At 47.6% G+C, this 15,780-nt stretch carries 16 protein-coding genes; 11 read left to right on the top strand and 5 right to left on the bottom strand.

Going from position 1 to position 15,780, the window contains the following annotated elements:
• Positions 1-34: 34 nt before the first annotated feature.
• The 5 genes from CBE68_RS04955 (at position 35) to CBE68_RS04935 (ending at position 2,115) form a co-directional block, all read left to right on the top strand.
• Positions 35-520: a DUF3429 domain-containing protein gene (locus CBE68_RS04955; protein WP_087504962.1), complete on the top strand. Its 486-nt coding sequence runs from the start codon at positions 35-37 to the stop codon at positions 518-520.
• Entirely contained in the window at positions 520-1,233 is a 714-nt protein-coding gene (locus tag CBE68_RS04950) for an SDR family NAD(P)-dependent oxidoreductase (RefSeq protein ID WP_143824490.1), read from the top strand. The genes CBE68_RS04955 and CBE68_RS04950 overlap by 1 nt, the downstream gene beginning before the upstream one ends.
• A gap of 69 nt (positions 1,234-1,302) precedes the next feature.
• A complete protein-coding gene (locus CBE68_RS04945) occupies positions 1,303-1,560 on the top strand; it encodes a hypothetical protein (RefSeq protein WP_087504960.1) in 258 nt (85 codons plus the stop codon).
• 11 nt (positions 1,561-1,571) lie between these two features.
• A complete protein-coding gene (locus CBE68_RS04940; protein ID WP_087504959.1) occupies positions 1,572-1,766 on the top strand; it encodes a hypothetical protein in 195 nt (64 codons plus the stop codon).
• A gap of 61 nt (positions 1,767-1,827) precedes the next feature.
• Positions 1,828-2,115 carry a peptidylprolyl isomerase gene (locus tag CBE68_RS04935; protein ID WP_087505137.1) on the top strand — a complete coding sequence of 96 codons (288 nt, stop codon included), beginning with the start codon at positions 1,828-1,830 and terminating at the stop codon, positions 2,113-2,115.
• On the opposite strand, the gene CBE68_RS04930 is transcribed toward CBE68_RS04935, so the two are convergent.
• A complete protein-coding gene (locus tag CBE68_RS04930) occupies positions 2,090-2,602 on the bottom strand; it encodes an LEA type 2 family protein (RefSeq protein WP_087504958.1) in 513 nt (170 codons plus the stop codon). The two genes, CBE68_RS04935 and CBE68_RS04930, sit on opposite strands and share 26 nt — an antisense overlap.
• Positions 2,603-2,713: 111 nt before the next feature.
• On the opposite strand from CBE68_RS04930, the gene yfbR reads away from it, so the two are divergent.
• Positions 2,714-3,349, top strand: a complete 636-nt coding sequence (gene yfbR, locus CBE68_RS04925) for a 5'-deoxynucleotidase (RefSeq protein WP_087504957.1) — start codon at positions 2,714-2,716, stop codon at positions 3,347-3,349.
• A gap of 68 nt (positions 3,350-3,417) precedes the next feature.
• Here the strand turns inward: yfbR and CBE68_RS04920 are convergent, their stop codons facing one another.
• Complete coding sequence (locus CBE68_RS04920; RefSeq protein WP_087504956.1) at positions 3,418-3,744, bottom strand: isoamylase early set domain-containing protein; 327 nt, start codon at positions 3,742-3,744, stop codon at positions 3,418-3,420.
• 151 nt (positions 3,745-3,895) lie between these two features.
• Positions 3,896-4,564, bottom strand: coding sequence for a DNA mismatch repair endonuclease MutH (gene mutH, locus CBE68_RS04915; protein ID WP_087504955.1), 669 nt, complete (start codon positions 4,562-4,564; stop codon positions 3,896-3,898).
• 706 nt (positions 4,565-5,270) lie between these two features.
• On the opposite strand from mutH, the gene rppH reads away from it, so the two are divergent.
• The 4 genes from rppH (at position 5,271) to CBE68_RS04895 (ending at position 9,851) form a co-directional block, all read left to right on the top strand.
• Entirely contained in the window at positions 5,271-5,813 is a 543-nt protein-coding gene (rppH, locus tag CBE68_RS04910; protein WP_087505136.1) for an RNA pyrophosphohydrolase, read from the top strand.
• A complete protein-coding gene (ptsP, locus tag CBE68_RS04905) occupies positions 5,803-8,076 on the top strand; it encodes a phosphoenolpyruvate--protein phosphotransferase (protein WP_229744644.1) in 2,274 nt (757 codons plus the stop codon). The genes rppH and ptsP overlap by 11 nt, the downstream gene beginning before the upstream one ends.
• 105 nt (positions 8,077-8,181) lie before the next feature.
• Positions 8,182-9,003 (top strand): prolipoprotein diacylglyceryl transferase, encoded by an 822-nt coding sequence (gene lgt, locus CBE68_RS04900; RefSeq protein WP_087504953.1) that lies wholly within the window; start codon positions 8,182-8,184, stop codon positions 9,001-9,003.
• Positions 9,000-9,851: a thymidylate synthase gene (locus CBE68_RS04895; protein WP_087504952.1), complete on the top strand. Its 852-nt coding sequence runs from the start codon at positions 9,000-9,002 to the stop codon at positions 9,849-9,851. The genes lgt and CBE68_RS04895 overlap by 4 nt, the downstream gene beginning before the upstream one ends.
• Positions 9,852-9,872: 21 nt before the next feature.
• Here the strand turns inward: CBE68_RS04895 and CBE68_RS04890 are convergent, their stop codons facing one another.
• On the bottom strand, positions 9,873-11,459 hold the full coding sequence (locus tag CBE68_RS04890) for a tetratricopeptide repeat-containing sulfotransferase family protein (protein WP_087504951.1): 1,587 nt from the start codon (positions 11,457-11,459) through the stop codon (positions 9,873-9,875).
• A gap of 95 nt (positions 11,460-11,554) precedes the next feature.
• The gene (locus CBE68_RS04885) at positions 11,555-13,933 is read right to left on the bottom strand and encodes a TonB-dependent receptor (protein WP_087505135.1); all 2,379 of its coding nucleotides are present in this window, start codon (positions 13,931-13,933) and stop codon (positions 11,555-11,557) included.
• 465 nt (positions 13,934-14,398) lie between these two features.
• Here CBE68_RS04885 and CBE68_RS04880 point away from each other — a divergent pair, with 465 nt between their 5' ends.
• Complete coding sequence (locus CBE68_RS04880; RefSeq protein WP_087504950.1) at positions 14,399-15,736, top strand: DUF1800 domain-containing protein; 1,338 nt, start codon at positions 14,399-14,401, stop codon at positions 15,734-15,736.
• The last annotated feature ends 44 nt before the right edge of the window (positions 15,737-15,780 follow it).

Here is a 15,780-nt window from a genome sequence, read left to right as displayed (position 1 = left end):
GGTCGTAATCTGTAAAAAGCACAAAGGACGACCAATGACACGGCATTATCAAACCAAAGAAGAGCGGCAACAACAGCGCAAAGACGAGCACCAACTCATCAGTGAACGATTGGCCTACGCTGGTGCGATTCCATTTATCGTACTTGCGGGCTTACTGTACTTACCCGCCGATATACTTTCTGGCAACCAAGATCAGCTGATTTCTGCACTAATGACTTACAGCTTAATTGTTGTGAATTTCCTTGCCGGGTCATTGTGGGGGCGAGCGATTGACAACATGCAACGCAATCATCGAGGTAACGGCCAGATGTTTGCCGTGCTTATCTCGCTGCTCAGTTGGGTCACTATCATGCTGCCACCACATTTGGGCTTCGTCATGCTGGCCTGTTTGTTAGTCAGTTTACGATTACATGAAATGTTTGGGTTGAGCTCGGACAGTCCAATTAAGTGGTACAGCAGAGCTCGCAGCCGCTTAACTGTGGTGGCATCCGTGGTTCTGTGTTTGGCGGCTGCCAGCTAGTGAAAGTTGTTGTTACCGGGGCCAGTGGCGGTATTGGTGCGGCACTTGTCGCTAAACAGGTGAATCTCGGTAATGACGTTATCGCGGTCTCTAGCAAGACATCCACGAACGGTATAGCAACTCCTGACGATGGTGCCCAGTGGTTACTTAATTGCCCACCTGCCGAATATGGCATGACGTTGCGCCCCTTGTTGCAACAAAGTTTGCCCAACACCGTCTTCCATTGTTGTGGTGTCCTTCATCAAAATGGCCTGATGCCAGAAAAAGCACTCAGGCAATTTTCTCCAGCGCAACTGTTGGACAACATCAACGCTAACTGCATTGCTGCTGTTAATTTATTGCAGGTGTTGGAGCCTCACTTCAATCGCCAAAGCCAATGTAAAATCATTGTACTGTCGGCCAAGGTTGGCTCTATCGAAGATAACTATCTTGGCGGCTGGCATAGTTACCGGATGAGCAAAGCGGCGCTCAATATGGCAATTAAAACGGTGTCTATTGAGTGGCGCCGTCGCTTCCCAGGGGTAACTGTTGTTGCTGTTCATCCTGGTACTACTGACTCGACATTATCACAGCCTTTTCAAAAAAATGTCCCTGCCAGTCAGCTCGCATCTGCTGCCACTACAGCCGATCGTTTATCTGCTTTAGCTGGGCAGCTTAGTGCTGAAGATTCTGGCGCATTACTGCATTGGGACGGCAGCAAAATACCTTTCTAGTCGGCCCCTATCACACCTTATTCGATAAATTCTTACACAAATTTCCCATAGGGAACTATATTTGGTTTAATGACTTCCCATCGGGAAGTTGAAGTGTTGATGACAATGGATGAGAAGTTCAAGCAAGAGTTGCTATCAAGGTGGATGAAGGATTGGCAACTTCGCAGCAAAGACGCAGCAATGGTGTTAGCTGTTTCTCAAAGCAAATTGAGTGAGTACCTCAGCGGTAAGCGAAAAGTGCCGCGCTATATCATCAGCCATATTGATACCTTTTCAATGCTGTCGAAGAAACAGGGGCAAACGTTAATTCGCCGTCGTACTGGATAAAGGTTAGCTAAATGGACTCTGGTCATTTGTTGCATGTTGTCGTGGTAACGGGCCTGCTGGTTGCAATCGTTTCCGGCTTAGCCATGCTCGGCTTGATTATGTTATCTGTGTGGCGGGGAATGAGAGAAATGGGCGTGTGTCGCAACGACAATGAACTAGGTACCGATGTTAGCTATTCCGATCAACATGGTGAACCGAGGAGTTAAGAACATCCCATCCTGATATAGTATGCTGTATTGAAATTGTCTAATGACGGAGTTCAGCGACATGGCTAGAGCACGAGCCCACGCATACCACATCCTTGTTTCCTCAGAGAAAAAAGCCAACGAAATCCGCGATAAGATTGCCAAAGGGGCTGATTTTGCTGACATGGCTCGTCGGTTTTCGACTTGCCCATCAAAGAAGCATGGTGGCGATCTGGGTGATTTTCGCAAAGGAGATATGGTCAAGCCATTTGATCAAGCGGTGTTTTCCGGAGAGTTGTTCAAAATACTTGGTCCGGTGAAAACGCAATTTGGTTACCATTTGATTAAAGTGATTGATCGTTCAATTTAACCTTAAGTAAGTCATCACTATCCAATTGGCCTGTTTCAGAAAACCGAATTGCAGGCCAAAGTCCTCCCGCATCAAGTTTAATATTGACCTCGTAATCGATTGCTTTTGGCTTCGATTTCAACAGTGACGTCGCTAAGCGAATACTATCAAACAAGCTCAACTTAGCGGGTAACTTGAACTCAGCTTCGCCATAGGCGGGTACTTTCGGCAGATCGTTGGTTGCACCTGATACCAAGTCGTAATCGTTGAGTGCCAAGCTGTATGCTGCGCCAACTAATGCCAGTGGACTATCATTGGGATTGACCACTCTAACCGACAGAATAAAGCTGGGGGCGCTATCGCTCATTAAAGGAGTGATACCGACCAGGCTAACCTTTGGCGGATCCGTTGGCGGTAATGAAGCGCAGCCGCTCAGCATTAATATCAAAGCTGATAATGCTAGTTTTAACCCTTTGAATGCCATACCGCTCCCATATTTTGTTGCCATTTCAATTTCATCAAATTGTCGTATGATGGATTTGTGAGCTATCGGGCGAGTTGAACCCGGCCCTTAGTTAGTCTAACAAATTCAGCAGTAATCAATAGTAAGGCCGAATCTATGCCTCATAAGAATGTATTTTTTGCTCTGTTGTCGAGGATGCAAAACATTCAACGTTGGAGCAAATCCAATGCTACTCGTTCTGAAAATGTCGCTGAGCACAGTCTGCAAGTGGCGATGTTTGCCCACTGCCTTGGTTTGCTCCGCAACCATGTTTTTACCGACAAACCTGCTGTCGATGAAAACAAATTGGCTACCATGGCACTCTATCATGATGCGCCAGAGGTGCTGACAGAAGACGTTAACAGCTTAATTAAGTACAGTGATCCTAAAATGCTTGAGCTTTGCCGTGAAATGGAAAGTATCGCAGGCAATATGTTGATGAACTCTCTACCAGACGAACTTAAGCCTCATTTTGACCACTTGATTCATCAAAATGATGAAGTACTTCATCAGTTCGTTAAAGCCGCAGATCTGCTGTCAGCCTACGCCAAGTCATTATCTGAGCTGAGAGCTAACAATACTGAATTCATTGGTTCGAAAAACAAGCTAGAAAAGGCATTAGCGAAATACACGCAAGAGTTGCCAGAAGTCGATTATTTTATGCAGCGATTAATGCCAGCTTTCCAACTCACCATTGATGACTTGATTGATGGCGCGTTTATCGAAATCAATCAACAGGAGTCGTTGTTTTAGTATCAGCACACAAAAACGCCGTCGTTTGACGGCGTTTTCCGATAGCGATGTTGAACGCTGTTCGATGTTTACGCAGCAACTACGCTAACAACGGAGTTATCTTCACCACTACCATTAGGTCGGTAGCTTTCCGCTTCCCAATCGTTGTCATACTTCTCTGAGCCATCTTCCATGACGAGACAATAGCGATATTCGTAATCTTCTTTGGCGTCAGTTGGCAAGTTCAGCGTTGCTTTGAAGTGCCCCGCTTTAAACTTTTTAAGAGGTTGCTTTTCCCAGTCGAGCGCTTCGCAAAGCACAAACACTTCAGATGCGCCTTGTGCAGCTTCCGCTGATACTTCAAAAGTAACCTTTACAACAGGTTTAGATTTAAGGAATTGTTTTTTTGTGGCCATGTCTCAGCCCTCCATGAACGAAAAATAGCAAGCAAAGTAGTGTGGTTATGCAAATGTTTATGCAAAGCCCGCGCCGAAGTGTATAGCGCGTTTATGACTCGTTTATGAACATTATATCGCACTAAAAATAGACAATGATCTTGTCTTGTGTCTAATTTGGTGCAAATTGTTGTCGTAATATCCAACTGGTAAAACAAGTTCGCAGGTAAAAACCTTTCGGTTGTGCCATCACCGTTTGCCCATGTTCGCCAATTGCTTGGGTTCTAATTTTGCCATTGGCCGCTTTGGGTCGGAGCTGCAAGTATTCGCCCAGATGAGCGCTGATCTGTTGAACCTGTCCCAGTGCTAATAAATCAGTGAGTTCTTGCCAATCTTGTTGCAAAGCCTGCTCTTGTGCCTGCGATGGTCGCCACAGAAACGGGCTGCCGATTTGGCGCTGTGCTGGTGATAAAGCCTTCTCGGCTAACACTGGCACCCACAATACGTGTGCTAGCTTCTTTCTTAGGGCGCTGTTTTGCCAAGTTTGTTGACTGGCATCAGTCATCGGGGCGACGCAAACAAAAGTTGTTTCCAGCGGTTGCCCGGTTGCCGATATAGGCAAGGTTTTTAGTTCGACTCCTAGGTGAGGGAAGTCGGGTTCGGGTTTTGAGCCAGCAGAAGCGCCCAAAGCCAATTCAATTAGCATTCCTCCCCAACCTTTGTGACGACTGAAATCTGCAGGAACAGGTTGCTGTAGTTGCTGAGCAAGATCGGCAAAGGTTAAGCCAGCCAATTCATGGGCAGAAGCGGCAAGCTGAGCAATCGAGGTTGGTGTTGGCATCGAACAAATTGACCGTCAAGGAATGTGGCGATGGTACGCAACTACCACTCTATTGTCACCTTGGATAGAATCTGCACAGCAAAATTACAATCGCTAATTTTGTTTTTAACTATTTGATAATAATTAGATAAATCTTAAAGTGCATAGGTTTTTGGCATCTTTTCTGCCAGTTATTCACAGAACAAGCCACAGGACTATTGGATAAGTGCAGTGGCGGGTGTTTATTGTGCCAATAAAACAACTTTATCGTGCCTATATTGATCTGGATTAGTTGACATTGCTCGCACTTTAACCGCTTTCTGTGAGTAACTTTGTCATTGGATAGATCTTGTCCGCTCTAAGTTTCAGCGGCCGCTGGTCAATATCCATACAGGATTTAATGATTATTATTGTTTATTTAAAACAGTATTTTAGGTTGCATATTTGTCGATTGAAAAGAATTTGTTAGTGGAATGGTAAGCACATATTCAATCGTTTATCTCGGTTATGCACATAGTTATCCACCGATGGTGTGACTAACTGATCGACCAAGATCGATCTGGCGATATATTTTGTGTGGATAAGTTTTTTCTTTGTTCGGTTTTATGCACAGTCAATGTCGTGAAACAGTTGTGAGAGCTGTCTCAAACCGCGACATAATGGGATTGCCGCAGTTTAACCTTTGTGGAACAATCAGGTCATTCAAGATTCACTCAGGATAATGAGAGTGATTGATTCCGACGGTTACCGTTCGAATGTCGGGATTATCATCTCCAATCAAGCTGGGCAGGTGCTTTGGGCTCGCCGGATCGGCCAACATTCTTGGCAGTTTCCGCAAGGGGGCGTCAATGAGGGTGAGACCCCAGAGCAAGCGATGTATCGAGAGCTCTATGAAGAAGTAGGGCTCAAACGCGAGCATGTAAAAATAATCGCGGTCAGCCGATCTTGGCTGCGTTACAAACTGCCAAAACGCTTGATTCGTGAAGGTTCTAATCCCGTCTGTATTGGACAAAAGCAGCGCTGGTTTTTATTGCAATTAACCAGTAACGAAGACGCAGTAAATTTGGAGGCCAGCGGTCATCCTGAATTTGACGAGTGGCGATGGGTTACTTATTGGTACCCTGTGCGTCAGGTGGTTTCTTTCAAACGCGAGGTATACAGGCGCGCGATGAAAGAGTTTATCGCCCCACTTCAACAAACTATCAGGGATGGTCGTCCATCAAAGGATAAGCGTCGACGACGCCGACGACCACAATCTAATGCCAATTAATATGCTTCATACCCTGCGCCAAATCGTGCAGGGTGTTAACCAATCCGAAGCGCTCGATGATGCGCTTCAGTTTCTTGTTACTCAAACCAAACAAGCGCTAGAAACTCAATGTTGCTCGGTGTATTTGGCCAATGTTGAAGCGGGCCACTTTACCCTGATGGCAACCGACGGCTTAGCTCAATCATCAGTTGGCAATGCCGTGATTGGTTTCCATGAAGGTCTGATTGGTTTGGTCGGCGAACGTGAAGAACCGATCAACCTCGCTAACGCTCACCAACACCCCCGATTCAAATTTATTCCTGAAGTCGAAGAGGAACAGCTCAACGCCTTTCTGGGAACGCCAATCATTCATCAGGGCCGAGTCCTCGGTGTCCTGACTATCCAGCAAGCGGATGCTCGACAGTTCTCAGAGCAAGAAGAATCCTTGTTGGTGACGCTGTCAGCGCAATTGGCTGGCGTGTTGGCAACCGCGAAAGCAAGAGGACAGCTCACCGCTGCATCTAACCACCAACGCAGCATGGTGGTGCTACAAGGCGTTGCTGGCTCTTCGGGTATTGCCGTGGCGCAAGCTTGGGTGGAGCGAGTCGCAGTTGAACTAGAAGACGTGGTTGAAGGGCAACATGATGACTTAGATGCTGAGTTGGAGCGTTGGCAAAATGCGGTGCTGCAAACTCGCGAATACATCGAACGCTTGAGTCTCCGTTTGGGTGAATCCCTAGAGCGCGACGTGTTGGCTATTTTCGACGTCTATCAAAACATGCTCAATGATAGTTCGATTAGTGGTGCCGTAGAGCAACATATCCGCTCCAATGCCAATGCTGAAACAGCGTTGGTTCGCGTTGCTAAAGACTACATCAGTCAGTTTGCGGCAATGAAAGATGCCTATTTACGCGAGCGCGCCACTGATATTCGAGATTTAGCTCAACGATTACTCTACTTCTTGCAACAGCGAGCCCACGAACTTACCGAGCATGAAGAGCCTTTGGTGCTGGTGGCAGAAGAAGTGACGGCATCGATGTTGGCTTCTATCCCCCGCGACAAATTATTGGGCATTGTCTCGGTACGGGGCTCTAGTAACTCACATGCGGCAATCCTTGCTCGAGCTCTTGGAATTCCGGCGGTGTTGGGTATTGCCGATCTGCCGCTGAAAAAGTGCGCTGGTCGCGATGTCATCTTAGATGGCTACAGTGGTCGGTTATACTTGTCTCCATCCGCAGCGGTCACCGAAGAGTATGCTCGACTGTTGCGGCAAGAGTCGGAACTACAGGCTGAATTTGAAAAAAATCGTGAGTTGCCCGCGGCAACTGCCGATGGCCGTCGATTAAGTGTCATGATTAATGCTGGTCTGGCGGCTGATACGGAGCACTATGGCGGTGGCGCCGATGGCGTTGGCTTATTCCGAACTGAAATTCCATTCATGATTCGAGATAAGTTCCCATCGGAAGAGTTTCAGTTTCAAACATACTGCAATATCCTCAAACGCTTCCCAGGCCAGTCAGTAACGATGCGCACCTTGGATGTAGGAGGCGATAAAGCGCTACCTTATTTTCCTATTCGAGAAGAAAACCCATTTCTTGGTTGGCGCGGCTTACGGATGACTTTGGATCATCCTGAGATCTTTTTAGTGCAAATTCGGGCCATGCTTAAAGCCCATCGGAAATGTCAAAACCTGCGCATCATGTTCCCAATGGTGACTAACATCGCGGAGCTGGAGCAAGCTAAAAAGCTATTGTTCAAGGCCCATTCTGAGCTGCAGGATGAGTTGGAGGAACATTTCAACGTGCCACCGATTGGCATCATGATTGAAGTGCCAGCCATGCTTTATCAATTGCGTGCAGTGGCTGACCAAGTTGACTTTGTGTCAGTAGGTAGTAACGATTTAACTCAGTATCTGTTGGCGGTTGATCGCAATAATGCTCGCGTAGCTAATCTTTACGATGAGCTAAATCCGGCGGTGCTCAACGCTCTGAATTCAATTGCTGAACAATGTCGGCAATACAAACTCGACTTCTCTATTTGTGGTGAACTCGCCAGTGATCCGCTTGGTGCCGTGCTGTTGGTGGCCATGGGTTATAAGGTGTTAAGTATGAATGCCGCAAACATCGGCCGAGTGAAATGGGCGCTCAGCAAAGTGAGTATGGATCAATGCCAGCACATGCTCAGAAAAGCGCTGAATCTTTCCAGTGCCGATACCATTCGGCGTCAGTTGTATGTTGATATGGATTCGTTCGGCTTGGGTGCATTGATTCGCCCTGGTCAATGAGTCAACGGCTGACGACATGGCCATTTACAATCAAGTCATTTTCTTGTTTTGGCGTCATGATATGATGGCGCCCCAAAATCGCTAACCTCAATTGGAATACAACGAATGCTCACTGCGTTGATCAGCTTTCCGCAAATTGATCCCATTCTGTTTGAACTCGGACCATTGAAGATCCGTTGGTACGGCTTGATGTACCTGATTGGCTTTGTTGCCGCCATGTGGCTGGGCAATCGCATGGCGCGTAAGCCCAATAGCGGCTGGACGGAGCAACAAGTCAGTGACTTGCTGTTTTATGGCTTTCTCGGGGTGATACTCGGTGGCCGCTGTGGTTATGTGCTGTTTTATCAGTTTTCGCAATTTGTTGCTGATCCGATCTACTTATTCCGTATTTGGGAGGGCGGTATGTCATTCCATGGAGGGGTACTTGGCGTGATGGCGGGCATGGCATTCTTTGCTCGCAAGTATCATAAATCCTACTTATCTGTTGGTGACTTCATTTGTCCGTTGTTGCCAATTGGTCTCGGAGCAGGGCGCATTGGTAACTTTATTAACGGCGAACTGTGGGGACGGCAAACCGACTTACCATGGGCAATGGTGTTTCCGACCGATCCTTTAGGGCTGCCGCGTCATCCTTCGCAATTGTACGAGTTTGCGCTCGAGGGCTTAGTGTTATTCATGATGCTCTGGTGGTTTGGTCGCAAGCCAAGGCCCGCGGGCACCATCGCCGGTTTGTTCCTCCTCGGTTACGGCTCATTCCGCTTTGCCGTTGAGTTTGCCCGTGAACCCGATGCTCATTTAGGATTGTTGCAATTGGGCATGAGTATGGGGCAATGGCTGTGTGTCCCGATGATCATTGGCGGCGCAGCCTTGTTGATCAACGGTTATCGCAATACCGGTACAGAAGTTAGTCGAGGTAAAAAAGCATGAAGCAATATCTAGCGCTTTGTCAGCGAATTATTGACGAGGGCCAATGGGTCGAAAATGAACGGACCGGCAAGCGATGCTTGACCCTGATTAATGCCGATTTGGAATACGATGTTGCGAATAATCAGTTTCCCTTAATCACTACTCGCAAGAGCTTTTGGAAAGCCGCGATTGCTGAGTTTTTGGGGTACATTAGAGGCTTTGATAATGCCGCAGATTTTCGTCAATTAGGCACCAAAACTTGGGATGCCAATGCCAATGATAATCAGGCTTGGCTCAATAATCCTGCTCGCAAAGGTCCTGATGATATGGGCCGGGTCTATGGCGTTCAGGGGCGCAGTTGGCAAAAGCCCGATGGCTCTGGTTTCGATCAGCTAGCGAAAATCGTTGATAACCTGTCCAATAAAAAAGATGACCGCGGTGAGATCTTGACCTTCTACAACCCCGGCGAGTTTGACTTAGGCTGCTTGCGTCCGTGTATGCATACTCATACCTTTTCGCTGCTCGGAGATACCTTGTATCTGACCAGTTATCAGCGCTCTTGCGATGTGCCATTGGGTCTCAACTTTAATCAAATTCAGGTCTTCACCTTTTTGGCGTTGATGGCGCAAATCACCGGCAACAAAGCAGGCAAGGCTTACCATAAAATTGTCAACGCCCACATCTACGAAGATCAGTTACCCATGATGCGTGATGTTCAGCTCAAGCGAGAGCCATTCCCATCGCCACAATTGAATATCAACCCTGATATTAAGTCGCTGAAAGATTTGGAAACTTGGGTGACTATGGATGATTTTGAAGTCGTTGGTTATCAGCACCACGATCCAATTAAGTATCCATTTGCTGTTTAACCAGTGTTGGTGACGCGACTATTACTCGATGGTTAACCCACCCTGTTGCAACAGTTGCTGTAACTGTTGTGTTTGCTGGTCATAGCGTCGCCAGCGACCTATCGAGTGGCTATTAATCGGTTGCCGGACCTGCACGGCACTGGCGGTCGATACGGGCGCTTGATTCAAATGAAAGTTGACACATTGTGGTTCAAAATCCAACCCGCAATGGTTCAGAATTCGGCGGATCTGAGCATCCGGGCTTGCCACCAAAGACTCATATTTCACTCGTAGCAGTCGATCTCCGAGCCGCTGCTGCCAGAAGTCCATCAGACGACGAAATTGCAGGTAGTAACGGCCAGTATCGAGCAGATCATAGGAATAGTTGTAATAGCTAAAGTTCAAGGCAAATAACTGCCGAAAGTTGCTGACACAGGTATCCATTGGATTTCTGTCTAACCAGATTAACTTGGCGTTCGGTAGTGCTTCAGCGATGAATCCCAAATAGAAGAAGTTCAGCGGCATCTTGTCAGTGAAGTGCGCTGTATGACCCGTTTGTGGTCTGGTGCTGTCGATATATCGTTTGCCGATAGCAGCTAAGTCGAGTTGGCAAGCTTTGATGATCGTTTGCCGATCAAGCACCTTATTTGACTGAGTCGCGCAGGCGCGTTTCAGCTCTACACCAAAGTTCTGCAGCTCTCCGGCGGTGGTGACTTTGGAATGATTTGAGATGATGCGATCAACCAATGTTGTGCCTGAACGAGGCATTCCGGTGATGAAAATAGCTTCATCATTTGAGTCGCCATTTAAGTCGTTACTGATTCGCTGTTCAAATGCCTCAATCATGGTGTCGAACAACGCTTGGTCGTCGCTACTCTGGTAGTTGAGTTGATATTTCTTGCGCTCATTTGCTTCCGACAGAGCCGCGAATGCTTGGTCGTATTGACCGAGCGCCTCATGCTCTTTAAGCAAGGCGTGTCCTAAATGAACGTGACCATCGACCGAGCGACAATTCGTTTTCGTTTTGGTCAAACGTTCGATGTGATTGTGATTGTCGCTGATGTCACCTAAATCCGTCAGGGATGAATGAGCTGGGTAGTGGTTAGGGTTCAAGCTAATTACTCGCTCGTAGGCCTGCCTAGCCTCATCAAAGTCGCCATTAAAGCGCGCCGAGGCTGCGAGATTAAACCAGTAGCTAGGTTGCTTAGGGCGCAGTGCACAGACGCGACGAAACAACTTCGCGGCGGCCTGGTGTTGACCGACTCTACTGAACACTACTCCGATCGTATCTAAAGTTAATGCGTCATTATCTGACACCCATTGGCGAGCCAACTCGGCACTCTGGCTGGCCTCAGAAGGACGGTTCAATTGTGCCAGTATGCGCGCATGTTGAGCTTGATATTCTGCCGTTTTCGGAGCCAGTGCCAGTGCTCGCTCAACTAGCTCTAACGCTTTCGTTAATTGCTGCATTGAAGCGGCGATCATGGCGAGCAAAAAGTAACTATCGGCATGCTCTGGCTGTTGCTGCAATACTTGCAAGCAAAACTGGTGGGCCGCTTTAAAATTTTGTTGATTGAGTGCTTGTTGGGCAGCTTTGTGGAGCTGTTCAATCGATGGGATAGAACTCACTGGGTATCCAGACGACGAAGGGTAAAGAATGATTTTGGCATATCAACAGGGGGCATGATAGCCCCCTGTGATCATTGGCTTATGTGCCCCGGCGATCAGTTGGCAAAGTTGTATTTCACTCGCAATCCAATTGTTCTAGGGGTATTGATGTACTTACCATAGCGGCGCAGATCGAAGCCATTTACCTCACGAACGTTACTAAAGTCGGTTCGCACCGAGGTGACTGCATACTTATCGGTAAAGTTATCGGCAAACAAGGTGAAGTCCCAGTTGTCATAACTCATACTGGCTGACAGGTTATGAAGGGTATAACCACCCAGAGTTTCACCATTGTCATGGTTACCCAGCTTGGTATAGATATCTCCGGTATATTGCATGTTGTAGCCAAACTCCAATGGCATACCGTTCAACTCAGTTGTATAGGTACTGCCAAATGAAGCTTGATGTTCCGGTGAGCCTGGCAGTCGATCGCCATCATATGCATGCTCTCCGCCAACAGGGCCATTACCATCATCGGGATCTTGCTGAGGTTTTAGTGAATCTTCAGTCAACTCAGCGTTTGTGTATGCATAAGTGCCGAATAACATCCAATCCTCGGTCAACAAATAGCGGCTCGATAACTCTACACCTTTACTCTCTGCCTTTGGACCATTGGTGGTGATGTTGACGCTGCCGTTTGTGGTAATGGTTGGGACTTGCGGTTTATCCCATTTTATTAGGTAGATTGCGGCATTGAACTCGAGAGTGTTATCCAGCAATGTACTGTGAGTACCAAGCTCAAAGTTGAGAGTTTCGTCAGGATCATAGAATAGCTCATTGGGTAACGCACAGACGTTTTGCTGTAATTCTAAATCTTCATCGCAAGGTGCCACCGCGTTACCACCGCCAATTCGATAGCCTTCACTCACGGTAAAGTAAGTCAGAATGTCATCAGTTGCTTGGTATGCGGCATTAAACTTGAACAAAGAACCGTCATCATCTGCCGAACCTTCTGAAGTGTTAAAGATTATATCAATAGGCTCGCCATCGAGCAGAGGTAGGGCAAATCCTTGCTTGACGTCATCTTCGTAGTCATAAACCCGAGCCCCTAATGTGACGGTGAGGTCTTCGGTGACTTCGTAGCTCAGCTCGCCAAAAATAGCTTTTTCTTTAATGGTTTCATCTAGGAAGGACATGTACTCTAAGTTGTCTGGGCGATCGATGTCCCAGAACTCAGGAATGCCGGGAGTGAACTCTTCTGATGTCGAATCGACTTCAAATTTGTTGTAAAAGGCTCCAATAATCCACTGTAATTTGCTATCGGCCAGTGACACTAAGCGAACTTCTCCGGTAAAAGTGTCCTCATCGGCGACTTCTCGAGTGAATGCTGCAAAAGAAGGGAAACCTTCGTAGCCGTACTCAAAGTTCAGCAACAAATCGGTTTGGTCGCGCTGTCCAATTTCCTCATAGTCAGTTTTTCCTAAAGCGACAACTAAGTTGGCAAAATCGAGGTCGGCTTCCACTTCCAAGCTGAATACCTGATTTTTCATTTCATTGGGCTCTTCAAATCGGTAGCCACTTTCGTACTTGCCAGTGCCAAATGATTCGCGGTGAACCAATGTTCGCCCTTCGGGTTCATCCTTTTGGTAGTAATAAGTGAAATTAACGTCGAGGTTTTCGGCGGGGGCCCAACGCAAACCGACGCGCCCGAACAAGGTTTCATTACCGTTCGCATCTTCTTTTGAGCGAAGATTAGCTGCCACATCGGCTGGATCATCAAAATCCGGTTGCGGGTTAGATACCCCAGCCTCGCGGACTAAGTAATTGTAATCAATAAAGCCCGCCGTTTTGTCGTAGCCGACAGAAGCACGTAAAGCGAGAGTGTCACTTATTGGCAGATTAACAATAGTGCTGGCTTCATAGTTTGGATCGTCACTTTCACTGGTTTGTGAGAGGCCGCCGCTGGCAATCACTTCAACGCCATCAAATGAAGGTTTATTAGGCAAATAACGAATAGCGCCAGCCAATGTACCCGCGCCATACAAAGTACCTTGTGGCCCGATCAATACTTCGACTCGGTCCATGTCGTACATGTGGAGGTCGACGTAAACAGGTACTTCACCGATATAAGTACCGACAGTTCCTCCGCCACTGTTCTCGCCTGTCGGGCCAAGGCTCCCCGTATTTAAACCGCGAACAATAATGGGTGATGGTGCTCGACCACCTTGGTCGACAACTGTCATACCAGGCACCCACTTGGAAATATCAACCAAATCGGTGATTCGGTTTTCTTCAAGCACATCGCCACCGAGCGCAGTAATGTTCACTGGGATGTCTTGCACCGTGTTGACTCGGCGAGTCGCTGTTACCGATATTCGTTCCAACCCTTTAAAGGCTTCGGCGTCATCTTCGGCTTGGATCGGAGTACTGATAGCACTACTAATGGCTGCAAATAGCGCAGTGTATTTCAGATTTTTTAATGACATGTAAAACATCTCAAGTAATTTGACTGTAATGGATTGCCTGCAAAAAGCCTGAACGGCGTTGTTTGGCAGGTCACTTTTCAGAGTTTGTAAGTACTTCAACAGCGCTGTTGGCGCGCCTTTATTGTGTTCTCGTCGGGCTTGCAGCAATTATCATTCCAAGCCGCTGGATGGCGCTTTCTACGCGGATTTAATGGTTAGATTAGAGTTTTTAATCGACCTTACATCTGGGCGCACAAAGATGGTGTGTTGCGCTGCGCCAGTTTGGTGTGCCGCTCTAGGTTGGGGCAGAGTCAATCAGCGATCGTTGAATCAACAGTGTTTGTTATCAAGTTGTTAGTCTCGAGCTTCTTCAGTTCACCCTGATTTACGTAAACTTTGGTAAAGATGGGCGCTAAAGCCGCTCAATATGGTCGGCTTTTTTATATCCTCAGGTCACCTTAGCGATCCGAAGTAACGTTTTTGGTAACGACCACAATGCGAACCTACGACCAAACCAATATGGCTATCATTGCTGCCAACCGTTTTGGCTATGGCTTAAGAGCTGGCGATGACTTGGCGCCCGAGCAGGCCAAAATTTGGCTGAAGCAGGGGTTAATGGCCCCAATGTTTGATAAACAGTTGCCCTCGACCACAAATATGATGGCCACCATCGCTAAAAACCGGATGGAAAAAAGGCGCCTCAAAGATGATGCACAGCAGCTCGATAGCGACAAAAAACGCTATCCGCGGCAGCAGCATTTGGCATTTCTAGAGCATCAATTTAATTCGCTTATTCATGCTGAGCACACCATTCAATGGCGACTTCTGGCGTTCTTCGCCAACCATTTTTCTGTTACTGCACAAAATGACTTGATGTGGGTGTTGGCTCCAGCACTGGAGCGAGATGCGATTGCTCCTAATTTGCTGGGGACATTCGAAGCGCTGTTACTTGCTGTAATCAAACATCCAGCAATGCTGATTTACTTAAATAATGAGCGATCATTCGGCCCCAATTCTAAGTTGGGTAGGCGTGGCAAGGGAATGAATGAAAACCTCGCCCGAGAAATTCTTGAACTCCATACCTTGGGCGTTGACGGTGGCTACAGCCAAACTGACGTGATTGAGCTGGCCAAAGCTATCACAGGTTGGAGCGTTGCTAATCCGGTGAAGGAAAACAGCGCGGGCTTTCGTTTTCGCGACAAAGGGCATGAGCCGGGACAACGGCAACTGCTGGGTGCAACGTATCGACAGACGGGCCAAAGCCAGGGTGAAGCGATGCTGACGACATTGGCTAGGCACCCAGCAACTCGTCATCACTTATGTGTCAAGTTGGCGCGTCACTTTATCGCTGATGAGCCCTCTGAAATTTTAGTTCGGGAGATGGAAGAAGCTTGGCTGCAAAGCGGTGGAGCGATCAAGCAAGTGATGCTGGCGTTGATTGATAGCGCTGAGAGTTGGAAGCCAGCAAGGCAAAAGTTCAAGACGCCTCATGAGTTTGTGTTTTCATCGCTACGATTGCTACAGCCGCCAACCATCGCAACAAAGCGATTGGCCAGCGCTCTTAAGCAGTTAGGGCAACAACCTCACAAAGCAGGCTCGCCAGCTGGCTATCCAGACACCGAAGCAGATTGGCTCGGAGCAAAAGCGCTGATGACGCGGATTGATTGGGCGACCTTAGCCGCTGGGCGTTATCGACGAAATGCTGATGAACTAATGCAAACGGCTCTGGCGGACTCGGCATCAGAGCGAACTTACAACAAAGTCATAAGAGCCGAATCTCGTGCCCAAGCGACGACGCTATTGTTGTTGAGTCCAGAGTTTCAAAGGAGGTGATGATGGATAGGCGACGTTTTATAAAATTATCAGGGGCGAGCCTG

Origin of the sequence: Neiella marina (genome assembly GCF_002165625.1) — a bacterium.
GTDB lineage: Bacteria > Pseudomonadota > Gammaproteobacteria > Enterobacterales > Neiellaceae > Neiella > Neiella marina.
Note: the sequence above shows the minus strand (reverse complement) of the source record. Positions and strands in the feature narration are given on the sequence as shown.